A 22,645-nucleotide genomic window follows, 5' to 3' on the forward strand; every position below is an offset into this window, starting at 1 on the left:
ATCCCGGAGGACACGGCGGGCTTCAGGGCGACAGCCTCAGGAGGAGGGTGAAGCCTCCTTCGGAGGAGTACTCCGTCTGGTCCACGCGGATGACCTCCGACTCCTCGAGGAGGCCACCGAAGAACACCTCTCGCGAAGGCGTCAGGCCCAGCAGCGTCGGCGCCAGTCCGTCTCCCACGGCGCGGGACCAGCGGTGGCTGCCGTCGGGCCCGTAGCTGGCCACGAAGGCGCTCTCCTCGCCGGCCTGGTCGGGATTCAAGGTGCCGCCGCCCAGGTCCGTCTCGTAGCTGAACACGCCCGACGTCACCAGGTTGCCCTGCGCGTCCACGACGAGGTCTCCTCCGTACTCACCATGGACGCCGCCGTACAGGCATCCCCAGCGGTCCGTTGAAGAAGACTCCAACACGCCCAGCACCATGTCCGGGTCTTCGGTGGGGTTCGACAGCGACGTGCCCGCGAAGGTGAAGGTGCCACGGACATAGCCTCTGAACGCCACGGCGCCATCCGGCATCGCCGCCACCCCCGTGATGTTGCCCCGTGCCCCGTCGAGGCGGCGCACCCAGTGGCGTTCGCCGGTGGGGAGGAAGCGCGCGATGAAGGGCGTCATCCACGTGGAGGAGCCCAGGTCATTGACGCCGCTCGTGGTTCCGCCGACCAGGATGTGTCCCTGGCTGTCGGTCGCCACGGCCAGCCCCAGCGTGTCCCAATCGTTGCCCGCGGCGAAGGCATGGGACCACAGGTGCGTTCCCTCCCATGAGAACTTCGCGAGGAACATTCCCCGGCGGCCGACGGTCGTGTGACTGGAAGGCCCCGCGTCCAGGGGGCCGCCTCCCAGGTCCGTGCGGCCCTGGAAGTCACCGGTGACAATGAGGCTGCCGTTGGCGTCGGTGGCGATGCCGCGCGCCCAGATTGGGGCCGGCGTGGTCATGCCCTGCTCGTGGGTGAAGGCGCGGAAGGCCTTGCCCCAGACGAACTGCCCGGTGGGGCTGAACTTCGCGATGAACAGGCCATGGTTGCCAGGACCCGTTCCGGGGAGGGGGCCCGTGCCGAAGTCCAGCGGGCCCGTGAAGCTCCCGTGTACGAGCAGATTGCCTAGGGGCGTCATCACGAGCCCTCCGAGCGTCCGCCAGCCCCCGTTGTTCTCGGGGTAGTTCTGCATCCACACCACGGAGCCGTTCGCGTCGTGCCGGGTCAGCCGCATCCCGGACCCGGTGTCCGTCGAGTACGTGGCCAGGGTAGCGAAGCCGCCGCTGCCATCCATGGCCAGGTCGCGAGGGAGCGTGTCACCGCGGAGGACCTGGGTGACGGCGCCGCCCGTGCCCCGGTGCTGGCACCGGGGCTCCGTCTCCCGCAGTCGCAGCCGCAGCTCAGGGCCAAGGCCATACGTGGGGTGCCGGGTCGAGGCGAAGTCCGTGCCGTCTCCCACGTCGGGCACGAGGGCGAAGCTGTACAGGCCATTGCCCGTCACGTGGGCCGTGACGTCGTACGTCACGAAGGTCCCGGAGGCGATGGGGCCCACGTTCGCCAGCGGCGCGCCGACGAGGGCGGGGCGGTTGTTCCACGTGAGGGAGTAGGGGTCCCAATCCGCGCGGGTGGCATACACGGCGGGGCCGTTGCTCGAGCCATCCAGGGCATGGAGCCTCAGCTCCGCCTGGATGACGGTGGTGGACGCAGCGGCGTCGACCCGGAAGCGCAGGTAGGTCTCCTGCCGGGGGTTGCCGTCGGAGATGAGCACCGTGGACGTGTTGTGCGGCGTGTCTGGCGCGCCCTGCACGACGTACGTGTCACCCGCGTGGCGCGCCACGCTGTTGTACTCGATGCCCAGGTCCTCGCAGCCGGGCGGAAGCGCCTGCACCTTCACCGCCGTGCCCTGGGCCTGCTGCTCCCCGGGCTCCTCCGCCACCACGCCGCCACACCCCACCGCCATCCCGAGGACGGGCAACAGGCCCAATCCCTTTCTCCACTGCTTCACAATCACTTGCGCCTCCCGGACCCATTGTCCGTTGCAAAGTGATTGCACTCGCAGTGCCAATGACAGGCGTCCCCGGGGTGCTGAAAGCCGTGGGGGATTGGCCCGTGCCTCGCCCTGGGGGGCGCCTTTCTTTCCCTCTTGGTCCGGAACAATGGCCCTGGAGGGCCGTGTGATGTCCACCCGCCCACTGCCCAGGTGGAGATGCGCGCGACCGTTGCCAGATTGCATTGGAAGGAGTCACCGGATGAAAGACCAGCCCGCCGCACCCGAACGACCGGATGCACCAGCGCCCGCCGGGCCGCCTGCTGGCACGAAGCCCCTGTGGCACGCGCTGTCACCGGACCAGGTGCTGACGTCGCTCGGGAGCACGGCCGAAGGGCTGACGGACGAGGAAGCGCGCGAGCGCCTGTCGCGTCATGGGCCCAACGTGCTGGAGCGCGCCCAGCGGGATGGCCCGCTGAAGCTGCTGTGGCGGCAGGTGAACAGCCCCTTCATCTGGGTGCTCATCGCCTCCGCGGTGCTGGCCGTCATCATGGGGAAGGTGACGGACGGGCTGGTGGTGGCCGCGGTGGTGGTGCTCAACACCCTCATCGGCTTCGTGCAGGAGTACCGCGCGGGGAAGGCCATTGAGTCGCTCAGCCGCATGGTGCCGGAGAACGCCACGGTGATTCGCGCGGGCCGCAAGCTGCGGGTCCCCGCGGCGCAGGGCGTGCCGGGCGACGTCATGGAGCTGGCGCCGGGTGACAAGGTGCCCGCGGACATGCGGCTGCTCTCCGCGCGCAACCTCACGGTGGAGGAGGCCGCGCTCACGGGCGAGTCCGTGCCCGCGCAGAAGGCCGTGGCGCCCGTGCCGGAGGACGCGGAGCTGGGAGACCGGGCCAGCCTGCTCTTCGGTGGCACCCTGGTGACGTCCGGCTCCGCCACCGCGGTGGTGGTGGCCACCGGGCAGGCCACCGAGCTGGGCCGCATCTCCACGCTGCTCCGTGAGGTCACCGACCTCCAGACACCGCTCACCAAGGCGCTGGCCGTCATCGGCAAGTACATCACCCTGGGCATCCTGGTGATCTCCGCCGCGCTGCTGGGGGTGGGGCTGGTTCGTGGCTACGCGGTGAGCGAGGCCGTCGTGGTGGCGATTACGCTGGCGGTCGCCGCCATTCCAGAAGGACTGCCCGCCATCGTCACCATCGCCCTGGCCATTGGCGTGCAACGCATGGCCGCCCGGCGCGCCGTCATCCGCAAGCTGCCCGCGGTGGAGACGTTGGGCAGCACCACCGTCATCTGTACGGACAAGACGGGCACGCTCACCCGCAATGAGATGACGGTGCAGGCCTTGTGGACGACCCACGGGCGCTACGCGCTCAGCGGCGTGGGCTACGCCCCCAAGGGGGCGCTGACGCGGGGGGGCCCGCCGTTGGAGGCGCCGCCGCCGGACGTGTGTGAGCTGCTGCTGGCGGGCGTGCTGTGCAACGACGCAGCGCTCCAGCCCCGCGATGGACAGTGGGACATGACGGGCGACCCCACCGAGGCCGCGCTGCTGGTGGCGGCGGAGAAGGCGGGCATGCATGTGGACGACGCCCGGCAGGCGCACCCGCGCGTGGACGCCATCCCCTTCGAGTCGGAGAACCAGTTCATGGCCACCCTGCACGACGACGGGAAGGGCGGCCGCCGCATCCTGCTCAAGGGGGCGCCGGAAGTCGTACTGCGCCGCTGCGCCCTGGAGGACGGCTGCTCGTCCAACACGGTGCTGGCGGAGGTGGACGGTCTGGCGCGGCAGGGCATGCGCGTGCTCGCGGTGGCCTCCCGGGAGGTGACGGTGTCACACGTCGCGTTGCGCATGGAGGACGTCGAGGGCGGCCTGCGGCTGCTCGGCCTGGAGGGGATGATTGACCCGCCTCGCGAGGAGGCCATGGCCGCGGTGCGCGCCTGTCACGAGGCGGGAATCACGGTGAAGATGATTACGGGTGACCACCCCTCCACGGCGGCGGCCATCGGCGCGCAGTTGGGCCTGCTGAAGCCGGGGGAGGAGGGCGTCACAGGCGCGCGGCTGGCCACCACGGATGACGCGGCGCTGGAGGAGGTGGCCCTGCGCTCCAACGTCTTCGCGCGGGTGGCGCCCGAGCACAAGCTGCGGCTGGTGCGCGCGCTCCAGCGCCGGCAGCACGTGGTGGCCATGACGGGGGACGGCGTCAACGACGCGCCCGCGCTCAAGCAGGCCAACATCGGCGTGGCCATGGGCATCACCGGCACGGCGGTGGCGAAGGACGCGGCGGACATCGTGCTGACGGATGACAACTTCGCCTCCATCGTCGCGGCGGTGGAGGAGGGGCGGCGCGTCTACGACAACCTCATCAAGTCGCTGGCCTTCGTCCTGCCCACCAACCTGGGGCTGGCGCTCATCCTGCTGTTCGGCGTGTCCCTCTTCCCCATCCAGGAGGTGGGCGGACGGCTGGTGCCGCTGATGGCCATGCTGCCCACGCAGCTGCTCTGGATAAACCTGGTGGCCACGGTGTCGCTGGCGCTGCCGCTGGCCTTCGAGGCCCGGGAGCCGGACGTCATGCGCAGGGCCCCCAGGGACCCCGAGGCGCCGGTGCTCAACCACTTCGTGGTGATGCGCACCGGACTGGTGGCGTTGCTGATGGCCGCGGGCGCCATCGGCCTCTTCCTGTGGGAGTACCGCCGGGACATTCCTCGCACGGGACACGCGCACGCGCTGGCCGAGGCCCAGACGATGGCGGTGAACACCGTCATCAGCTTCCAGATGTTCTACCTGTTCATGTGCCGCAGCCTCATGGGCTCGGTGCGCAAGGTGGGCCTCTTCAGCAACCGCTCGGTGTTCGTGGGCATGGGCCTGCTGGTGCTGCTCCAGGTGGCCTTCATGTACCTGCCCTTCATGCAGCGCGTGTTCGGCACCGCGCCCCTGGGCCTGGAGGACGTGGGCCTGTCCATCCTGGTGGGCGCGGTCGTGCTGCCGGTGGTGGGGCTGGAGAAGTGGCTGCGGCAGCGCAAGGACGACACGGACGCTTCATCAGGACGCGGCGCCGCGCGGCTGCGCGAGCGTGTGCCCACGTGAGGCGGCTCAGGGACGCGCGGGCCGTGCGGCGGCGTCCGGCAGCGTCCAGTCTCGCTCCATGAAGGCGATGCGGCACTGGTCCAGCCGGGGGCCGCAGGCGCGGTCCAAATCACTGCGGGTGTCGCAGCCCGGGCGCTCCTCGCAGGTGTCCGGCAGGAAGGCCCAGACGAACTGGAGCACGTTGCCGCCGCGGCCCTCGGGCAGCGCGGCGAGGAAGTCCTCGCGGTACTCCTCGAAGAGCGACGTCAGGTAGACGGTGTCCCGCTCCAGCCGCACGTTGCGCCGGTCGCCCACGAAGCGGCGTCCGGCCTCGTTGAGCTGCGAGTCCAGGAACTCCGGCTGGAAGTGCGAGCCGTCCAGCCGGGGGCCTCCGCGCGCGGCCTGGAAGAGCGCCAGGTGGATGCGCGGGTCGGCGAACTCGCGGCGCAGCACGCGGTTGTGCAGCGCCCACAGCGTCAGCCGCTCACCGCCCACCGCCCAGGAGCGGCCCCAGAAGAAGCGCCCCAGCACGGGCTGCTGCACGGTTTCGAGGTACGGGTAGCCGTCCACCACCTGCTGGAGCACGAGCGCGTTGTAGGCGTTGAGCCAGTAGGCCAGCGCGTCCTCCGGCGTGGGGAAGACGTCCGGGCGGTTGTGGGGGGAGAACGACGCCAGCGAGTCGACGAAGCCGTCCAGCGTCTTGCGCTCGCGCCCCACCGAGGCGAAGTCCACGTCCCCGTCCGGGCGCACGTGCCGCAGCACCTTCTCGTAGTCGTGGTAGCTGAACGGGGTTGCGGGGGAGGGCACGCGCGCGGGCAAAAGGCCCTGGACATGCAGCGCACCTGCCGCGCCCAGCAACGCGGCCACGGCGAGCAGCACGGCGAAGACGTGGGGACGACGGCGAGGAGCGGGAGAGGTGGCCACGGGGGCGGGAGCATAACCCAGGGGGAAGGGGGCTGCCCGGCCCTCCAGTTCACCCCGCGTAACTCGGAGTCCATTCCAAGCAGGGATAGTCGTCGATTTATACTGGGCCCTCATGGAGCCTACCCCCAAGGTCATCCGTCACTTTCATCCGGTGCTCTCCGCCCGCGCGCTGGGCACCCGGCCGGTCCGCGTGGAGGTGGCGGGCCGCGCCTACGCGCTCTTCCGGGATGGCACGGGGCAGCCCGCGGCGCTCGCGGATGCCTGCCCCCATCGCTTCGCGCCGCTGTCCAAGGGGACTGTGCGCGCGGACGGCCGGCTCCAGTGTCCGTACCACGGCTGGCGCTTCGACGCGGAGGGGCGCGGCAGCAACCCCAGCCAGCCGGAGCTGCGCCACTGTGACGCGCGCAGCTTCCAGGTGGTGGAGCGCTACGGCTACCTCTGGCTGGCCGAGCGGGACACGCCGCTTTCGGCCATGCCCGACATGGGCGATGAGGGCTACGTCTTCGGCGGCGCGTTCTCCACGCCCTTCGCGGCGCCGCTGCACGTGTCGCTCGACAACTTCAGCGAGGACGAACACACGCCCTACGTCCACACCCGGCTGGGCTGGGACGACCCGAACGCGGGCCGGGTGGAGTTCGAGGCGCGCAACCTGGAGGACCGCACGGAGGTGCACTACCGCGCCCCGCAGCGACCCGCGCCCATCATGACGGTGCTGGGCGTGCGCGACGGTGACTTCTTCCAGAACGACTGGGTGACGCGCTTCGACCCGGTGCGCAGCCAGTACACCATCCGCTGGGTGGCGCCGGATGGCTCGCCGCGTCCCTTCATCACCCGGGCGAACATCTTCTTCGTGCCGGAGACGGCGCGCACCACGCGCCTGCACGTCTTCTCCTTCCTGCGCACCGAGCAGCGGCTGCTGCGTCCGCTGCTCCCCGTGGCGGCGCGGGCGGCCATGGCGCTCACCTGGTGGGAGGTGCGCGACGACGCGCGCTTCATCACCACCGTGGCGGACACGCCCTACAGTCACAAGGGCATGCGGTTGGACCGTTTCGACGCGCCGCTGGTGCACCAGCGGCGGCTCCTGGAGCGCATCTACTACGGCGCCGGCCCGAAGATGACGGGGGCCGTGGTGCCGCTCACCCGCGAGGCCCCGGGCGGCTGAAGACTCCCAGGGTGCGCTCGCGCTCAGTGCAGTGAAGGAGAGGGCCCTTCGTACGCCGGAGTGGCCACGCCGGTGCGCGCCTCGTAGGCGTTGCAGCCGCTTTCTCCGGACACCTCCAATTCGAACTCGGCCAGCTCCGGCTGCATGCAGCGGTGCGTCTCGCCGGCGCTCTGGGGTGTCTGGTTGGCGAAGTAACGGCAGCCCTTGCAGTTGCCCCACTGTCCTTCCGCCATGACGTCCTCCTCGGGAAAGGGTGTGATGCCTCTCTCCACGAGGGTGGGGCTGGCGAAGGCCGCTCACAACCGGCGCTCGCCGCCCACCTTCCACTGCGGGCAACCCGGCGCCTGGGAATGGCGGGCGCCGGGAGGCCGCGCGGAATTACGGCTGCCGGGGGGCGTCCGCCGGCCCTTCCTGGGTGGGCTGCGTCGGCTGCGTCTGCTCCGGCAGCGGCTGGAGGAACGGCGCCTCCGAGGTCTCCACCTTGAGGTCCGTCGTCAGGGGACGGGCGCCGAACGCGCCCACCGCGCGCAGCAGGCGCAGGCCGGCGAGCGAGGCCTGCAGCCGCTCACCCACCAGGCCAATCTCCGCCTGCGTCAGCGCGGTGTTCGCGTCCGCGACCTCCAGGTACGTGGCCACGCCTTCCTTGAAGGAGACCTCGGTGAGGCGATGGGACTCGCGCGCCAGCTCCACGGCCTGCGAGGCCTTGAGGCGGTTGGCCAGGGCGCTCTCCAGGTCGAGCTGCGCGGTATTCACTTCCTGGCGTGCGGTGAGCTCCGCCTTGCGCTGCAACGCCCGGTTCTCCGCGATGACGGCCGAGGCCTCCTGCAGGTTGGCCTCACGCAGGCCGCCGTCCCACAACGTCCAGCTGGCGCCCAGGGTGATGAGCCAGATGCGGTTGGAGCCCACGAGGCCCGCCGCGTTGCTGATGTTGTAGGTACCGGAGACCTGCACGTTGGGCAGGTAGCTGAGCCACACGCCGCGCTTGTTGATTTGCGCCAGCTCCACGGACTCACGCGCCGCGGCGACGTCCGCGCGCTGCTCGAGCGAGCGCTCGACGAGCACGTTGGTGTCCGTCTTCTCCGGCACCTGGGGCTCCGGCGGCGGCGCCACGTCGAAGTTCGGGTCGTCCAGCGCCAGCAGGGTGGCCAGCACCAGCTTGGCGGACGCCTCCGCGTTGCGCGCGCGGATCAGGTCCTGCTCCGCACGGGCCAGGTCCTGCTCGGCGCGCAGCAGCGCCACGCGCGTCACCGTCCCCGCCTCGAAGCGGACCTGCGTGTCCTTGGCGCGCGCGCTGTTGAGCTCCACCAGCCGCTCCTGCACCGCCACGGCCTGGGCCTGCGCCACGGTGCCGTAGTACGCCTGCGCCACGCCGAAGAAGATTTCGCGCCGCGCCTGCTCCACGTTGAGCTCCGCCACGCGCTCCGCCTTGTAGGCGGCTTGGATGCCGGCCCACAGCTGCGGGGCGATGATGGCCTGCCGCACCTGGCCCTGGGCCTGCATCTGCACCCGCGGCTGGATGACGATTTCCACGGGCGCGAGCGGACCCGCCGGAATCACCGCTTCGATGGAGTTGCGGGTGATGGCGCCGTTGACGGTGACGTTGGGGAGGTAGCCGGCCCAGGCCTTGCGCGACGCGGTATCCGCCTGAGCGAGGCGGGCCTGTGCGGCCTTGAGGTCCAGGTTCTCCTTGCGGGCGCGGTTGAGCGCGTCCTCCAGGGTCAGCGTAGGCGGCGGTGCCGCGGCCAGGGTGGCCGCGAGGGACAGCGCCAGGAATGAACTCATGACCGCCTCTACCTCCTCAAGGGCCCGCGCCGGCGCGGGCCACTGCGTCCAGAATGGACTTGCTACGGGTTCGAGCCTCGGGTCGGCAGCCATAGTCCATGACGTCCGAATTTGGAAGCTCCGGAATGTAGTAACCCTCAATAGTTGATGAGGTCAATTGTTTAGGTGGCTCAGGTGACATAACATGAGAGGCATGAACGGGAGCGGCGAGCAGCTGGAGCGGAAGACGAAGCCGGGGAGCGGGCCCGGGCAGGCCGGGCCCGCGGGTGACTTGCCACGCCAGGCGTGGACACTCCTCTTCGAGCTGATGCACACGCACATGCGCAACTTCCCCGCACTGGCGGCGGAGTTCGACCTGTCGCCGGTGCAGGCGCACGTGTTGCGACAGCTGGGGGAAGGGCCGCTGGCCATGAGCACGCTGGCCGCCTACTTGTCGTGTGACGCGTCCAATGTCACGGGCCTGGTGGACCGGATGGAGGCGCGCGGACTGGTGGTGCGCCGCAGCTCCGAGCAGGATCGGCGGGTGAAGATGCTGGTCCTGACGGAGGACGGCGCTGCGCTGCGCGAGCGGCTGCTGGAGCGCATCTTCGAGCCGCCGGACGCCATCTGCGGCCTGCCGGAAGAGGACCTGTGCGCGCTGCGCGACATCATGCGCCGCGCGTTGGGCGCGCAGTAGGCGCCCCGGGTCAGTCCAGCAGGAAGGTGTACGAGTACTTCATCTCCGTGGAGACGGGCTCGCCGCCCTTGATGGCGGGCTTGAAGCGGAAGCGGCGGATGGCATCCCGCGCTGCCTCGTTGAGACCGTAGCCGGGCCCCTTGAGAATCTTCACCGCCACCACCTTGCCCTCGTGGTCGATGGTGATGGAGAGCGTGACGGTGCCCTCCACGCCCGCGCGGCGCGCTTCCTCCGGATAGGGAATCTTCACCTCGGAGGCCACCGTGGGCTCGGAGTCCACCTGGTAGATGGGCGCGTACTTCGGCGCGCTGTACCCCTTCACGTCCTTGGGGTCCTTCGCGGTGGGGCCCGTCCTGCCATACGCGGTGTTGCCCACGGGCGCGGCGAACGAGCCCGCGCTGGTGGTGGAGGACATCGTCATGCCCACCACGAGCGGCGGCGGCTTGGCCTGCGGCTCCGGCGGCGGGGTGTCGTTGGGCGGCGGCGGCGCGTCCACGGGCGGCGGGGGCAGCGGCTTGGGGGCCTCGGCCACCTTCACCGGCGGCGGCTTCACCACCTTGGGCTTGGGGGGCGGCGGCTTGGGCGGCTCCTCCGGCTTCGGCGTCTCGGGGGGCGGCGGGGGTGGCGGGGGCGGCTTCACCACCTCCACCATCACCATCTCCACGGGGCGCTTGGCCGCGGGGAGGGTGCGCGAGGCGCCTTCCCCGAGCGCCCAGAAGCCGCCGACGTGAATCCCCAGCGACACGAGCAGGAAGACGCCCACCACGGCCAGGGAGCGGTCGCGTCGGGGCGTCGGAGCGTTGTCGAGGACCGCCTGACTCATGAAGTGACGCCTTGCCTCAGGGGGCTGAGGGCGCGGCCGCGGGGGCTACGTCCTTTTCGATGTTGAGCGCGAACTTGGCGATGCCCTGGCCCTTCACCACGTCGATGAGCCGCATGACGCGGCCATAGGGAAGCGACTGGTCCGCGCTGATGATGGCGCGCGTCTCCTTGTCCTTGGCCACCGCCTCCGCAACCCGCGCCTCCAGCTCCTTCTCGGTCATCTCGGTGCCGTCGAAGAAGAGCTTGCCCTCCTTGTCCAGCACCACGTTGACCAGGCCCTGCACCGTCTCACCGCCGTTGGCGGCGCGGGGCAGGTCCACCTCCACCGTCTCGCGGACGATGAAGTTGGCCGTCACCATGAAGATGATGAGCAGCACCAGCACCACGTCCACCAGCGGGGTGACGTTGATGCCTGTGATTTCGTCGTCGTTGTCCTGCGCGCCGCCCGCCATGGCCTAGCGGGCCTCCGCGGCGCGAGCCGCAGTGGCCGTGCTGGAGGCGGGGCGCTCGGCGCGCATGCTGCCCACCAGGGCGTAGCCCAGGGCATTGGCGCGGCTGGTGAGCGTCTTGAGCTGGCGGTTGAAGACGTTGAAGGCCACCACCGCCGGAATCGCCACCGCCAGACCCACGGCCGTGGCGACCAGCGCCTCGGAGATGCCGGCCATGACGGTCTGCTGCATGGCCCCGCCGCCGCCCTGGGCGTTCATCTTCCCCAGGTCATTGAAGGCCTTGATGATGCCCAGCACCGTACCGAACAGACCGATGAATGGCGCGTTGTTGCCCAGCGTGCCCAGGTACGACAGGAAGCGCTCGTACTGGGGACGCTCACGCGACAGGGTGGAGGCAATCACCTGCTCCACCGTGTCCGCGCCCTGGTCGGCGGAGGCCAGGGCCTCGCGGATGATGGCGGCCTCCATGCCCGTCTTGCCTTCAATGGCCTTGCGGGCCACGTCGTACTCGCCGCGGGCCAGCCGCACCGCCAGGGCCTCCGAGTCCGGCAGCCGGTGGCGAGCGAAGTACACCGTGCGCTCCAGCATGATGGCGATGGAGAGCACCGAGAGGATGACGAGCACCCAGAGCACCCATTCGGCGGAGGTGAGCGTCACGCCGAGCAGCTTGCTGCTGAGCCAGCCCAGCTCGGTGTGATTCGTCTGGGCCAGGGAGAGGAAGGGCGTCATGGAGGGAAGCCTGGGTAAAGGTGGGTCACGGTGCACTCGCAACCCGGTTGCCAACCTGCGGGCCCATGTCTTGTTCCCTTGGCGCGGAAAGTCAAATGGAACGGATCGGGTTGGGTGCCGCCCTCCCGGAAGCGGACGCTCAGGCGCCCGCCCGGGTGGGGCGGGCTCAGGGGCGCTGGGCGGGGACGTCGGTCAGGGCTGGATTTCGTTCGATGGCGGGGCCCAGCACCGCGTCAATCCGGCGCAGCAGCTCTGGCTCCAGCTTCACGCCCGCGGCCTTCACGTTGTCGTGCACCTGCTCCGGCCGGGAGGCGCCGACGATGGCGGAGGAGACGCTGGGATTCTGGAGCACCCAGGCCACGGCGAGCTGGGCCATGGAGAGGCCGGCATCCTTCGCCAGCGGGACGAGCTGCTGCACGCGGGTGAGCACGTCATCCGTCATGAAGCGGGTGATGCCGTAGCGCACGGCGTTGGCCTCCGTGGCGCGGCTGCCCGGCGGGGGGGCCTGGCCGGGCAGGTACTTGCCGGTGAGGACGCCCTGGGCGATGGGGGACCAGACAATCTGTCCCAGGCCTGCTTCGTCGGAGGCCGGGATGACCTGCGGCTCGATGACGCGGTAGAGCATGGAGTACTGCGGCTGGTTGGAGATGAAGGGCACGCGCAGCTCGCGGGCCAGCGCGGCGCCCTGGCGAATCTGGTCGGCCGTCCATTCGGAGACGCCGATGTACAGCGCCTTGCCCTGGCGGACGATGTCGGCGAACGCGAGCATCGTCTCCTCCAGCGGCGTCTCCACGTCGAAGCGGTGGGCCTGGTACAGGTCCACGTAGTCCGTTTGTAGCCGGCGCAGCGAGCCGTCGATGCTCTCCAGGATGTGCTTGCGCGACAGGCCGCGGTCATTCTTTCCGGGGCCGGTGGGCCAGTACACCTTGGTGAAGAGCTCGTAGCCGGCGCGGCGCTGGCCCTTCAGGGCACGGCCGAGCACTTCCTCGGCGCGGGTGGCCGCGTACACGTCCGCGGTGTCGAAGGTGGTGATGCCCACGTCCAGCGCCGCGCGCACGCAGGCGAGCGCGGCCTCTTCCTCCACCTGGGAGCCATGGGTGATCCAGTTGCCGTAGGAAATCTCACTGACGACGAGGCCGCTGCGGCCGAGCTTGCGGAAGTGCATGGTGCGCGCGAGCCTAACCGTGGGCTGCCAGTCGCGCACGGCCGCGGACGGGCCACCAGCCGCCAGCCCACGCCACCCAGGCGACGTAGACGAGCTGGAAGGGGATGCGCAGCCAGAAGTACCAGTCCGGGAAGGGCAGCACGTGGGCGGCGGTGTTGGCCTGGGCCTCATGAATGTTGGCGGGGAGGATGGCCAGCAGCAGCGCGATGAGCCCCAGCGCCGCGAGTCGACGGGTGCGTGGCAGCAGCAGCCCCAGCCCGCCCGCGACCTCCGCGGCTCCGGAGAGGTAGACCCAGAAGGCGGGTGATGGCAGTCGCGGCGGAATCATGGCCGCGTAGCGCGCGGGCATGGCGAAGTGCATGACGCCCGCGCCCACGAAGAAGAGCCCCGCGGCGACCGCGGCGCGCGCCGTGGGGGTGGACAGCGCGGGGATGCGCCGCAGCGGCGGCAGGTGCAGCAGCAGGAAGAAGGACAGCAGGAGGATGGCGAAGGACATGGGGTGTGCTCCTGAAAAGAGAGGCACGGGAGGGAGTGGCCTGCCGTGCCGTTGACTTCAGGATGGGGCCCCGGTGCTGGCGTTCGCTTGAACGAACTGGCTGCGAACCGAGAGGCTGCGCGCGTCGCGCCGCCACCCGCCTTGCCGCTACCGCTTGTCGCGCTGGCTGACGGCTTCCACCGCCTTGCCGATGGGCCACCACACCTTGTTCCGGGCCGAGACGCCATCCCGCTCCGCGGCCTTGTCGGTGGCGGCGAGCACCTCACGCAGGAACTCAGGAGCCTTCCTCGCCCGCGCCTTCGTGTCGGCCAGGATGCTGCTGAAGTCGGCATTCCCCAACCGCTCGGTGAGGAGCGACCGGGGCTCCAGCTCGAGCATCTCTTCCGTTGAATAGGGGGCGCACATGCGCCCCAGCAGGCTGACCCTCTGCAGGTAAAGCGTGCCATCGAGGAGCCGGTGGTCCTCTTCCTTCAGGTCCTTGGGGCCGTTCGCGGCGATGAACGCGTCGGCGCTGATGCTGCCGGGCTGCCCTCCGACTGGAGGGTGATTCGGGCGCACTCGAGCAGCAGCGCGTGCGCAAGCTGCTGCGCCACAGGTGCGCGGTGCTCAGCGGGGCGCGCCATTGCGGCCCTGCGCCTGGACGCGCGGTCCACGGCGCTGAAGCGATGACGGCGTGGTGCCGAACATCCGCCGGAAGGTGCGCGTCAGGTGCGCCGCATCCGAGAAGCCGGCCGCGTGGGCGGCTTCAGTCAAGGTGTGGCCCGCGGCGATGGCGCCCGCGGCCCGCTGGAGCCGGAGCCACAGGAGGTAGGGCCGCAGTGGCACACCGACGGATTCGGTGAACGTGTGCATCAGCCTTCCGGGCGAGAGGCCCGCGACCTGGGCCAGGGCTTCGAGCGAGGTGTCTTCCGGCGCGGCCTCCGCGCGCAGGTGGCGCAGCAGCTTGCGCACGCGCGGGTGGAGGTGACGGGGGGCTTCGGGCGTCCCGGAGAGCGTGGCCAGCGTGGACTCCATCCATCCGCCGACCGCTTCGTGTGCCAGTGCTCCCGCAGTGGGCAGCCCGCCGAGGAGGGCATCGCGCTGCGTCGTCTCGAACAGGCGTATCGGACCGTCGAGCGCGGCCTGGAGTCGCGCGCCGTCGTCGCTCTCGGGTTCGACGAAGAGGATGATGACCTCGCGGTCTCGTGCGTCGAGCGCGTGGAGAATGTCCGGGCCCACGAGCACGCCGGCTGCCTGTTCGGCGGTCTTCATGCCTTGCGCGCGGACGGACAGGGTGCCCCGCCGGCACAGCACCAGGTGCATGGCGTGGTGGGCGTGCTTCGTCGTCGCGTCGCCAGGGCCCCACATCGCCAGCGCGGTGGGCCACACCACCAGGGGCATGTCCGGCCACGGCGCCTGGGGCGCCAGTTCTGGAGGGCGGGCGAGGAGCATCCGGAAGAGGGGTTGTAGCAGCAGTCCGGTGGGCTTGATGGCACTGGGGGACGGTGCGTGGGCCGTCTTTGCCGCGCGGGGCGGCACCTGGGGCAGTCTCGCGTGAAGGCGCGGCCATGGGCACTTCCTCCGCGGGGATGCCGCGTCGGTGTCCGCGAGGCTCGGGCGATCCGTGCCAGGCGGCGGAAAGGGGGCGTCAATGCACGGCGGGATGCGACCGCACACACCCGGACCGCGACGGCTGGGCGTCGCGTCGCTTGTGGGGAGTGGGCCGAGTAGTCGACACTCGCCGCTTCATGGCTGCCAGTGAAGAACGCCGCTTCCAGGCCCTGGTGCTCGCGCCCATCCGGCGTGTGCAGCGGCGCCTCAACGCGGTGGCATGGGCGGAGGCCGGCATCGTTCCGATGTGGGCCACCGCCACGGCCTGCGTGCTGGCCCGGTTCCTCCTGCGCGGCGCCTTCGTGTGGGCCCTGCCACCGCTTCTGGCGCTGGGGCTGGGCGCGTGGTTCTGGCGTGCGCGCTCCCGGCGGGTGTCGTTGGAGCAGGCGGCGGTGCTCGCGGACCGGTCGGCGAGCGCGGGCGGGCTGCTCCTCACCCGACTGGAGCGCCCGGTGGGGGAGTGGGAGCTGGCCGTCAATCAGTTCGCGGGTGGGGTGAAGCCTCCCGACGTGAAGTGGCGGCGCCCGGCCGCGGCGCTCGCGGGCGCGGTGCTGTTCGCGGCAGCGGGCTTCCTGTTGCCCCTGTCCGCGCCACGAGGCCGCGCCGTGAATGCCGCCGCCGCGGCGAAGGTGGCCGCGGTCCAGGCGCAGGCGGAGGCGCTCGCCAAGGAAGAGGTGCTGGAGGAGGCCGTGGAGGACGAACTGCGGCGCCTGGCCGAGGAAGTCGCCGAGGGTCGCTTCGACGCCGGAGACTGGGAGGCCGCCGACGCGCTGGAGAAGCGGTTGGCCGAGCAGGCCGCGGAGGCCGCCGCGCAATTGGCCCAGGCCGCGGAGGCCGCGCGGGCGTTGGAGGACGCGCTGGGCGCCGCGGGAGGCGCCGAGGCCGCCATGCGTGAGCGCGAGGCCTTGGAGCAGGCGCTGATGGCGCTGGAAGGCGGCAAAGAAGGTGGCTCGTCCGACGACGCGGACGGAACGGGGGAGGACGGGGCGCCGCACGAGTCCAAGAATGGCGAAGCGGCACAGGCGGATGCCGCGCGCGCGTCCGGGCAAGGAACGCAGGGCGCCGAGGGACAGCAGGGAACGGAAGGCTCACGGAGTGAGCGCTCCAGTGAGGCGCAGAGCGCTGCCCGCGCGCGGGCCTCCGGTTCACCGGACCAGATTGCAAGCCTGCGCGAGGCGTTGGAGCGCAGGCGTCAGTCGCTGGAGAACCGCTTCGATTCGAACCGCCGCAACGGTTCCAATTCGCAGGCCCGTCGCCAGGGTTCTGGCGGGCAGGGGCGCCAGGGGCAGGGGCAGTCGGGGCGCGGCGGCGAGGGCGAGGGGCAATCCGGCGCGGGCGAGGGGCAATCCAACTCGGGCCAGCAGGGGCATGCGAGCCGGGGCGTGCGGAAGGGCGCGGGGGTGTCACGTGGTGGCGGAAGCCAACCGCTCGTCTTTGGTGACGAGGCGGAGATGAACCCGGAGCGGCTTGCTTTCGAGCCGTTGCCTCCCGGGCAGGGGGGCGACGAGGGCGAGGAACTCTGGGGGCTCCGGGCCGCGGATCCTCGGCGGCGCGCGGGCCCGGCCGGGCCTGGCGGCGCGCAGGGCACCCAGGCGCGGGGGGATGCGACGGCGGGGCCCGGTGCGGCGCCGCTGCTTCCCCGCAACCGGGACATGGTGAGGCGGTACTTTGGTGGCGAGTCGTCTGGAAGGGGGCAATGACGTGGCAGCGGAGCTTCTCAGTCCCGCCGAGGCACAGGGAGCGGCGGAGGTGGCGGCCCGGCTCAAGGACGGGCTGAACACCGTCATGCTGGACCAGGAATCCGTCGTCGAGCAGGTGGTGGTGGCGGTGCTCGCGCGCGGGCACGTCCTGCTGGAGGGCCTGCCTGGCCTGGGCAAGACGGAGCTGTGCAAGGCGCTGGCGCGGCTGCTGTCGCTGCCCTTCCGCCGCATCCAGTTCACTCCCGACCTGCTACCCGGCGACATCACGGGGACCTACGTGCTGGAAGGCGACGGCCGCCGCGACTTCGTCTTCCGCGAGGGCCCGCTCTTCGCCAGCCTGGTGCTGGCGGACGAAATCAACCGCTCCAGCCCGAAGACACAGTCCGCGCTGCTGGAGGCCATGCAGGAGCGCAGCGTCACCGTGCTGGGGCAGACGCGTCCGTTGCCGGACCCCTTCTTCGTGCTCGCCACGCAGAACCCCATCGAGTTGGAGGGCACCTATCCGTTGCCCGAGGCGCAGCTCGACCGGTTTCTCTTCCGCATCCAGGTGCCCCCCGTGGGCGCGAAGACGCTGCGCGCGCTGCTCACCACGCGCGTGCGTGGCGCGCCGCCGGAGCTGTCGCCGGTGCTGGACGCGGAGGGCCTGGGCCGCCTCTTCGCCGCCGCGGACCGCGTGCACCTGCCGGGCCCCGTGGCGGACTTCATCGGCCGGTTGGTGGAGGCCTCAGACCCACGCCAACCGTCGGCGCCCGACGCCGTGCGCCGCTTCGTCCGTTATGGCGCCAGTCCTCGCGCGGCGCTCGCGCTCGCCGCCGCCGGGCGCGCGCTGGCGTTGCTGCGAGGCAGGCCCAACGTGGGCTTCGATGACGTGGTGGCCGCCGCGCCTTCCGTCCTCAATCACCGGTTGGTGCTCGCCTACGAGGCCTCGCTGGAGAAGGTCAGCGCGGCGGACGTGGTGCGCGCGCTGCTCCAGGCCGTCCCCGAGGTGCCGCGTGCGTAGCGCGGTGCTGACCGCGAGTGTCCTGCTCTGCGCCCTGGGTGGCTCGCGGGCCTTCGCCACATCGCTCGCGGACGAGGCCGCGCCCACGGGCTACGGGTATCGCGATGCTTCGGGAACCATTGATACGCGGAACCACGGCGACCTGCGCGTCTCCATCCGGACCAGCGCGCTGAAGCCGGAGCGCGGCTACACTCCCATCGATGTCGTGCTCCACAACACGGGGCTCGTGTCCCTCCAGGTCCGTCTGACCTTCCAGGGACATTCGAACTCGGGGACGCGAACCTCCGAGCGCACCGTGGAGGTGCCGCCGCAACGGCGGCTCGTCACCTGGCTGCCGGTGCCAGCGACAGTTCAGGCGGGGAGCATCCTGGTGGAGTCGCCCGGCCTGTCTCCGCTGACGCTCCCCGCCCACACCCCCATCTATGTGGAGCGTTCCACGGGAGGGACGGTGTTGGTGCTGGGGACGCTCAAGGACTTCGACGACACGTCGGGGGTGCCTCGGGTGGAAGCGTCCGGCAGCCCGCTGTTCTCCGTGCGCACCGTTGACCTGCGCGATGCGCCCAGGGAGCTGTCCTCCTACGTAGGCTACTCCGTGGTGATGGTGCCGGGGGACCTGGCTTCCGTCCCCCCGGATGTCTGGGCCGTGCTGGAGTCCTATGTCCTTTCGGGAGGACGGCTCGTCCTGCCGCGGGTGTCGAGCAGCCTGACGGAGCATCTGCCGCTGTTTACCGCCGAAGGCTCCAGGGATGCCGTGCCGTATGGCTTCGGGCGGGTGCGGCTGTGTGGCGCCGCGCTCGAATGCGGACAGGCCTTGAACGCGATGCTGGGGGAGTTCATCCCAGGGCCTGTGAATCCCGCGGGGGCCGCGCCTCGGTGGGAGCGAAGCAACCTGCTCGCCGGGGGCATCACGCCGCTGCTGGACCATGCCAACACGCCCGTGGGGCGGTTCCTGCTGCTCATCTTCGCCTTCGTGCTGGCGGTGGGGCCGGGCGGGCTGATGCTGGCGCGGCGCCGAGGGCCGGTGGCGGTGCTCGTGGCGGTGCCCCTGGTGTCGGTCCTCACCTGTGTGGCGCTCGTGACCTGGTCGGTGCTCGTGGATGGTTTCGCCGTGCACTCCGCGCGCTACAGCCTCACGTGGCTGGACGCGGAGCGTTCGCGCGCGGTGACGCTCGGCGTCTCCGCCTGGTACGCGAACGTGTCTTCGGGGCCGGTGCGCTTCCCGGCGACGAGCGCGCTGCTGGCACCGGACAACGCCGACGAGATGCTGGCGGACCTGGACTGGACGAATGGCCTGACGGTGACGCAAGGCTTCCTGCCGCCACGGACCTACCGTGAGTGGGGCGAGGTGGCCGTGCTGCCTTCTCGCGCGCGGCTCGTCGTCCGGCGGGAGGGCGGCACCGTCCGCGTCCAGAACGCGCTGGGGGCGCGGCTGGAGCAGGGCTACGTCCGGGTGGGGAGCCAGAGCTACGCGTTGCCCGCGCTGGAGGATGGCGCGGAAGGGACGCTGGGCGAGCCGCTGCCCGAGGGCGCGACGCCGGTGAACCAGTTGGTGTCCAGTGTGGGGGGGCCGTCGCTCGCCGAGGGGCGTCTGTCAGGGGGCGAGGAGAACTTCCGCGCTCCGCTCCCGGAGGGAGGCTTCATCGCGCGCCTGGGGGGCTTGGGGCCGGCGCCCTCGTCCGCCGTTGACGTCGAGTTGGAGGCCGGCATCCACCTGGTGCGAGGCCAGTCGGAAGGGGGGCGGCCATGAGCCTGCTGGAGGTGAAGGGACTGCGGCGCGACTACGGGCCGCTGCGCGCGGTGGATGACGTGTCGTTCTCCCTGGAGGCCGGCAGCATCCTGGGCTTCATCGGGCCCAACGGCGCGGGCAAGAGCACCACGCTGCGCATCCTGGCCACGCTGGATGTGCCCACGTCGGGCGAGGTGCTGCTGGACGGCCATTCGCTGGTGGATGCGCCGGACCGGGCGCGTCCGCTCATCGGCTACATGCCGGACCGGTACGGCACCTATGACGACGTCACTGTCTTCGAGTTCCTGGACTTCTTCGCGCGCGCCTATGGACTGAAGGGCGCGGCGCGCCGGCAGCGGGTGGAGTCGGTGATGGCGTTCACCGGACTCACGCCCCTGGCCGACCGGCTCACCACCGCGTTGTCCAAGGGCATGCGGCAGCGCGTGGCGTTGGGGCGCACGCTGTTGCACGACCCGTCGCTGCTGCTGCTGGACGAGCCCGCGGACGGGTTGGACCCGCGCGCCCGTATCGAGCTGCGCGAGCTGTTGCGCGCCCTGGCGGACCAGGGGAAGGCGGTCATCATCTCCAGCCACATCCTCACGGAGCTGGCGGAGATCTGCGACACCTGCGCCATCATCGAGCAGGGGCGTCTGCTGGCCACCGGGAAGGTGGCGGACCTGCTCCAGCAGCAGGAGGTGGGCGCGGCGGTGACGCCCGAGCTGACGGTGCGGCTGGCCGTGGGCGACGCGGGCAACGCCGTCTGGGAGCGCGCGGAGCGGGTGCTCCTCGAACAGCCGCGTGTGACGCGTGTGGCGCGAGAAGGCGAGGCGCTGCGTGTGCGCCTGGAGCTGGATGCGGGCGCGGGCCCCGCGCAGGTGGACGCGGCGGCGGCGGTGCTGCTGGCGGCGCTGGTGGCCGCGGGGCTTCCCGTATGCGCCTTCAGCACGCGGGAGCGGAACCTCGAGGATGCCTTCATGACGGTGACGAAGGGGAGGGTGGCGTGAGCGCGCCCGTGGATACGGCGATGAGCCCTCCGGCCCCGGAGCCGATGGCTTCGGGTGGTGGCCAGGTCGCGGGCGCGGAGCCCTGGTCGCAGCGGTGGGGGGACCGGCTCAACCCACTGGTGGTGAAGGAGCTCCGCCAGGGACTGCGCACGCGCGTCTTCTGGGTGTGCTTCGGGTTGATGCTGCTGGCGTGCCTGGCGGTGGCGCTGGTGGCCTACGTGGACACGCGCGAGGGCGCCTACGCGCGGCACGGCCAGGGTTACTTCTTCTCCTTCTTCGTCTGCCTGGGCGTCGCGCACTTCTTCGTCATCCCGTACAGCGCCTACCGCTCGTTGGCGCGTGAGCGCGAGGACGAGACGTGGGTGTTGCTGGTGCTCACCGGCCTGGGGCCGCGCCGCATCCTCCGGGGCAAGGTGGCGTCGTTCCTCGTGCAGGCGGCCTTGTATGCCTCCGCGGCCGGGCCCTTCCTCCTCTTCAGCTACTTCCTCAATGGCATCACGCTCCCCACGATTCTGGTGGTGCTGGCGCTGGGCGGCGCGTGGCTCGTCTTCCTCACGGTGGCCAGCGTGTGCGCGGCGACGCTGGCCGACGCCCGCATGGGGCGTGCCTTCGTCCACTTCGGCCTGCTGGGCGCATTGGGTCTGGCGCTGGTGCAGGGCCTGGGCGCGGCCTACGCGATATCGGAGATGGGAGACCGGTTCCTGAATGATGTGGAGTTCCTCTATCTGGTGGGCATCGCGCTGATGCTGATGCTCATGGACGGCTGGCTGCTCTTCGAGGCCGCCGCGTCCCGGCTGTCCCTGCCCACGGAGGACTACACGCGGGGGCCACGTCGCGCGGTGGGGGTGCAGGTGCTGGTGGGCATGCTCGCCGGCTGTGCCATCTGGTGGCTGACGGGGCGTAAGCACAATGTTCCGGAGATGTTCGCGCTCCTGGGCGGCGTCCACCTGCTGGGCGTGGGCATGTTCGTGGTCGCGGACGTGGATGGTCAGGCGCGCCCGTTGCGCGCGACCACCCGGCCCTGGTCCGTGCTGCGGCCCGGCGCGCTGCGGGGCTTCCGCTGGATGGTGTTCCTGCTGGGGGCCTGGAGCGCGCTGTTCTGGGGCCTGCAGGTGGGGTCCTCGGACCTGCCGCTGAAGGGCCTCTCCCTGCGGATGGCCACCCTGGCGTTACCGGCGTATGGCGTGCTCTTCCTGTCGCTGGCGGTGTGGCTGGGGCGGAAGGTGCGCCCGGACCGGCTGGCCACGCCCGTGGCGGTGCGCTTGATGTTCGTGGCTTCCGTGGCGCTGGCCTCGGCGCTGCCTCCGTTGGTGGCGGTGTTGATGGGATTCGATGGGGATGACCCCATCCTCAACCTCTTCAACCCCGTGGTGGGCATCGCGAACTTCGCCACGTATGACTACGGGGCGTCCGGGCCGAAGATGTCCTGGGACTTGCTGGGCGCGGTCGTGGGCCTGGCGCTGGTGGCCGCCTTCGGGACGGACCGGATGCTCATGGCGCGTGAGCAGCGGGCTCACACGTCGTGAGCGAGCGGATGGACGCAGCCGCCGTCGCGCGGCTTGTTCCGGGGCTGGCCCTGGCGCTGCCCAGGGGGCCCCACCGGGGGCTCGTGGGGGAGGTCCGTGCCACATCCGAGGGGAGCGCGCTGGAGCTGCATGACTTCCGTGCGTACCAGCCCGGGGATGACCTGCGGCAGGTGGACTGGAACGCGGTGGCGCGCACGGGAGAGCTCGTGCTGCGCATCCGCCAGGACGAGGTGTCGCCGCGCGTGGAGGTGGTGCTGGATGGTTCGCGCTCCATGGCGCTGTCCCCACGCAAGGCCGCGTGCGCGCGGGAGGTGGCGCTGCTGACGGCGGAGGTGGCGGCGCGGCAGGGGCTGTCGCCCACGTTGCTGGTGGCCGGTGCCCGGCCGGAGCGTGTTCAGGGACAGGCGTGCCGGGCGGCCTTGGAAGCGGCGGACTTCGACGCGCGGGACGGGCTGCCGGAGTCGCTGGGGCGCCTGCCGCCGCTGCGGCCGTGTGGGCTGCGCGTGGTGGTGAGTGACTTCCTCTTCGAAGCGGACCTGCCGGCGCTGTGCGCGCGGCTGGCGCGTGGCGCGTCGGGCCTCTTCCTGGCGCAGGTGTTGGACGCCGAGGACCTGGACCCGGCGGGTGGAGATGGCGCCCGGCTGGTGGATTCGGAGAGCGGCGCGGCGCTGGAGGAGTTGCTGACGGACGAGGTGCTGGCCGCGTACACGCGACGCTTCGCGGAGCACCAGCGCGGCTTGAGGGGCGCGGCCTTGCGTGCTCGCGGGGCGCTGCTCACCGCTCGGGCTCAGGATGGGCTGGGCGCGTTGGTCGCGGGGCCGTTGCGGCCTCTGTTTCTCGCGGCGGGTGCGTCGTGAGCGGGCGCGGGGTGGC

Annotated in this window: 20 protein-coding genes; 9 read left to right on the forward strand and 11 right to left on the reverse strand. The window is 71.1% G+C overall.

Annotated features, from left to right (window positions below):
* Positions 1 to 22: 22 nt before the first annotated feature.
* Positions 23 to 1,972, reverse strand: coding sequence for a CBM96 family carbohydrate-binding protein (locus BLU09_RS09390; RefSeq protein WP_244171571.1), 1,950 nt, complete (start codon positions 1,970 to 1,972; stop codon positions 23 to 25).
* A gap of 244 nt (positions 1,973 to 2,216) precedes the next feature.
* Here BLU09_RS09390 and BLU09_RS09395 point away from each other — a divergent pair, with 244 nt between their 5' ends.
* Positions 2,217 to 5,042, forward strand: a complete 2,826-nt coding sequence (locus BLU09_RS09395; protein ID WP_090488381.1) for a cation-translocating P-type ATPase — start codon at positions 2,217 to 2,219, stop codon at positions 5,040 to 5,042.
* A gap of 6 nt (positions 5,043 to 5,048) precedes the next feature.
* Here BLU09_RS09395 and BLU09_RS09400 read toward each other — a convergent pair whose 3' ends face one another.
* Complete coding sequence (locus BLU09_RS09400) at positions 5,049 to 6,080, reverse strand: DUF547 domain-containing protein (protein ID WP_090488765.1); 1,032 nt, start codon at positions 6,078 to 6,080, stop codon at positions 5,049 to 5,051.
* Between BLU09_RS09400 and BLU09_RS09405 the strand changes: the two genes are divergently transcribed.
* Positions 6,058 to 7,107, forward strand: a complete 1,050-nt coding sequence (locus BLU09_RS09405; RefSeq protein ID WP_090488383.1) for a Rieske 2Fe-2S domain-containing protein — start codon at positions 6,058 to 6,060, stop codon at positions 7,105 to 7,107. The two genes, BLU09_RS09400 and BLU09_RS09405, sit on opposite strands and share 23 nt — an antisense overlap.
* Before the next feature lie 23 nt (positions 7,108 to 7,130).
* On the opposite strand, the gene BLU09_RS09410 is transcribed toward BLU09_RS09405, so the two are convergent.
* Both BLU09_RS09410 and BLU09_RS09415 read right to left on the reverse strand, forming a co-directional pair.
* Positions 7,131 to 7,340 carry a hypothetical protein gene (locus BLU09_RS09410; protein WP_225888207.1) on the reverse strand — a complete coding sequence of 70 codons (210 nt, stop codon included), beginning with the start codon at positions 7,338 to 7,340 and terminating at the stop codon, positions 7,131 to 7,133.
* A gap of 145 nt (positions 7,341 to 7,485) precedes the next feature.
* Positions 7,486 to 8,889 (reverse strand): TolC family protein, encoded by a 1,404-nt coding sequence (locus BLU09_RS09415; protein WP_090488387.1) that lies wholly within the window; start codon positions 8,887 to 8,889, stop codon positions 7,486 to 7,488.
* 184 nt (positions 8,890 to 9,073) lie between these two features.
* Between BLU09_RS09415 and BLU09_RS09420 the strand changes: the two genes are divergently transcribed.
* A complete protein-coding gene (locus tag BLU09_RS09420) occupies positions 9,074 to 9,565 on the forward strand; it encodes a MarR family winged helix-turn-helix transcriptional regulator (RefSeq protein WP_011556416.1) in 492 nt (163 codons plus the stop codon).
* Positions 9,566 to 9,575: 10 nt separating this feature from the next.
* Here the strand turns inward: BLU09_RS09420 and BLU09_RS09425 are convergent, their stop codons facing one another.
* From BLU09_RS09425 to BLU09_RS09455, 7 genes are all read right to left on the reverse strand, one after another.
* The gene (locus BLU09_RS09425) at positions 9,576 to 10,388 is read right to left on the reverse strand and encodes an energy transducer TonB (protein WP_090488389.1); all 813 of its coding nucleotides are present in this window, start codon (positions 10,386 to 10,388) and stop codon (positions 9,576 to 9,578) included.
* A gap of 16 nt (positions 10,389 to 10,404) precedes the next feature.
* On the reverse strand, positions 10,405 to 10,839 hold the full coding sequence (locus tag BLU09_RS09430) for an ExbD/TolR family protein (RefSeq protein WP_090488391.1): 435 nt from the start codon (positions 10,837 to 10,839) through the stop codon (positions 10,405 to 10,407).
* 3 nt (positions 10,840 to 10,842) lie between these two features.
* Positions 10,843 to 11,565 carry a MotA/TolQ/ExbB proton channel family protein gene (locus BLU09_RS09435; RefSeq protein WP_090488393.1) on the reverse strand — a complete coding sequence of 241 codons (723 nt, stop codon included), beginning with the start codon at positions 11,563 to 11,565 and terminating at the stop codon, positions 10,843 to 10,845.
* Between the two features lie 166 nt (positions 11,566 to 11,731).
* On the reverse strand, positions 11,732 to 12,730 hold the full coding sequence (locus BLU09_RS09440) for an aldo/keto reductase family protein (RefSeq protein ID WP_090488395.1): 999 nt from the start codon (positions 12,728 to 12,730) through the stop codon (positions 11,732 to 11,734).
* Between the two features lie 13 nt (positions 12,731 to 12,743).
* Positions 12,744 to 13,226 carry a DoxX family protein gene (locus tag BLU09_RS09445; RefSeq protein WP_090488397.1) on the reverse strand — a complete coding sequence of 161 codons (483 nt, stop codon included), beginning with the start codon at positions 13,224 to 13,226 and terminating at the stop codon, positions 12,744 to 12,746.
* A 147-nt stretch (positions 13,227 to 13,373) separates the two neighbouring features.
* Positions 13,374 to 13,784 (reverse strand): hypothetical protein, encoded by a 411-nt coding sequence (locus tag BLU09_RS39325; protein ID WP_244171573.1) that lies wholly within the window; start codon positions 13,782 to 13,784, stop codon positions 13,374 to 13,376.
* 48 nt (positions 13,785 to 13,832) lie between these two features.
* Positions 13,833 to 14,657 (reverse strand): helix-turn-helix transcriptional regulator, encoded by an 825-nt coding sequence (locus BLU09_RS09455; RefSeq protein WP_244171574.1) that lies wholly within the window; start codon positions 14,655 to 14,657, stop codon positions 13,833 to 13,835.
* A 296-nt stretch (positions 14,658 to 14,953) separates the two neighbouring features.
* Here BLU09_RS09455 and BLU09_RS09460 point away from each other — a divergent pair, with 296 nt between their 5' ends.
* From BLU09_RS09460 to BLU09_RS09485, 6 genes are read left to right on the forward strand one after another with little or no spacing between them, the layout of a single operon-like run.
* The gene (locus BLU09_RS09460) at positions 14,954 to 16,516 is read left to right on the forward strand and encodes a hypothetical protein (protein ID WP_167371061.1); all 1,563 of its coding nucleotides are present in this window, start codon (positions 14,954 to 14,956) and stop codon (positions 16,514 to 16,516) included.
* Between the two features lies 1 nt (position 16,517).
* Positions 16,518 to 17,516, forward strand: a complete 999-nt coding sequence (locus BLU09_RS09465) for an AAA family ATPase (protein ID WP_186817747.1) — start codon at positions 16,518 to 16,520, stop codon at positions 17,514 to 17,516.
* Positions 17,509 to 19,263, forward strand: a complete 1,755-nt coding sequence (locus tag BLU09_RS09470) for a hypothetical protein (RefSeq protein ID WP_090488412.1) — start codon at positions 17,509 to 17,511, stop codon at positions 19,261 to 19,263. Before BLU09_RS09465 ends, BLU09_RS09470 begins: the two co-directional genes overlap by 8 nt.
* Positions 19,260 to 20,246, forward strand: a complete 987-nt coding sequence (locus BLU09_RS09475) for an ABC transporter ATP-binding protein (protein ID WP_090488414.1) — start codon at positions 19,260 to 19,262, stop codon at positions 20,244 to 20,246. The genes BLU09_RS09470 and BLU09_RS09475 overlap by 4 nt, the downstream gene beginning before the upstream one ends.
* Complete coding sequence (locus BLU09_RS09480) at positions 20,243 to 21,772, forward strand: ABC transporter permease (protein ID WP_090488415.1); 1,530 nt, start codon at positions 20,243 to 20,245, stop codon at positions 21,770 to 21,772. The genes BLU09_RS09475 and BLU09_RS09480 overlap by 4 nt, the downstream gene beginning before the upstream one ends.
* A gap of 8 nt (positions 21,773 to 21,780) precedes the next feature.
* Positions 21,781 to 22,629, forward strand: coding sequence for a DUF58 domain-containing protein (locus BLU09_RS09485; protein ID WP_186817746.1), 849 nt, complete (start codon positions 21,781 to 21,783; stop codon positions 22,627 to 22,629).
* The last annotated feature ends 16 nt before the right edge of the window (positions 22,630 to 22,645 follow it).

It is taken from the genome of Myxococcus virescens, assembly GCF_900101905.1.
In the GTDB taxonomy this organism is placed as follows: Bacteria; Myxococcota; Myxococcia; order Myxococcales; family Myxococcaceae; genus Myxococcus; species Myxococcus virescens.

What these genes read in the sequence shown, in the direction of transcription:
- BLU09_RS09405 (WP_090488383.1), top strand. Translation starts at nt 6,058, where the DNA reads ATGGAGCCTACCCCCAAGGTCATCCGTCACTTTCATCCGGTGCTCTCC.
- BLU09_RS09455 (WP_244171574.1), bottom strand. Translation starts at nt 14,657, where the DNA reads ATGCTCCTCGCCCGCCCTCCAGAACTGGCGCCCCAGGCGCCGTGGCCG.
- BLU09_RS09410 (WP_225888207.1), bottom strand. Translation starts at nt 7,340, where the DNA reads ATGGCGGAAGGACAGTGGGGCAACTGCAAGGGCTGCCGTTACTTCGCC.
- BLU09_RS09430 (WP_090488391.1), bottom strand. Translation starts at nt 10,839, where the DNA reads ATGGCGGGCGGCGCGCAGGACAACGACGACGAAATCACAGGCATCAAC.
- BLU09_RS09425 (WP_090488389.1), bottom strand. Translation starts at nt 10,388, where the DNA reads ATGAGTCAGGCGGTCCTCGACAACGCTCCGACGCCCCGACGCGACCGC.
- BLU09_RS09400 (WP_090488765.1), bottom strand. Translation starts at nt 6,080, where the DNA reads ATGACCTTGGGGGTAGGCTCCATGAGGGCCCAGTATAAATCGACGACT.
- BLU09_RS09415 (WP_090488387.1), bottom strand. Translation starts at nt 8,889, where the DNA reads ATGAGTTCATTCCTGGCGCTGTCCCTCGCGGCCACCCTGGCCGCGGCA.
- BLU09_RS09440 (WP_090488395.1), bottom strand. Translation starts at nt 12,730, where the DNA reads ATGCACTTCCGCAAGCTCGGCCGCAGCGGCCTCGTCGTCAGTGAGATT.
- BLU09_RS09420 (WP_011556416.1), top strand. Translation starts at nt 9,074, where the DNA reads ATGAGAGGCATGAACGGGAGCGGCGAGCAGCTGGAGCGGAAGACGAAG.
- BLU09_RS09460 (WP_167371061.1), top strand. Translation starts at nt 14,954, where the DNA reads ATGGCTGCCAGTGAAGAACGCCGCTTCCAGGCCCTGGTGCTCGCGCCC.
- BLU09_RS09485 (WP_186817746.1), top strand. Translation starts at nt 21,781, where the DNA reads ATGGACGCAGCCGCCGTCGCGCGGCTTGTTCCGGGGCTGGCCCTGGCG.
- BLU09_RS09395 (WP_090488381.1), top strand. Translation starts at nt 2,217, where the DNA reads ATGAAAGACCAGCCCGCCGCACCCGAACGACCGGATGCACCAGCGCCC.
- BLU09_RS09435 (WP_090488393.1), bottom strand. Translation starts at nt 11,565, where the DNA reads ATGACGCCCTTCCTCTCCCTGGCCCAGACGAATCACACCGAGCTGGGC.
- BLU09_RS09475 (WP_090488414.1), top strand. Translation starts at nt 19,260, where the DNA reads ATGAGCCTGCTGGAGGTGAAGGGACTGCGGCGCGACTACGGGCCGCTG.
- BLU09_RS09445 (WP_090488397.1), bottom strand. Translation starts at nt 13,226, where the DNA reads ATGTCCTTCGCCATCCTCCTGCTGTCCTTCTTCCTGCTGCTGCACCTG.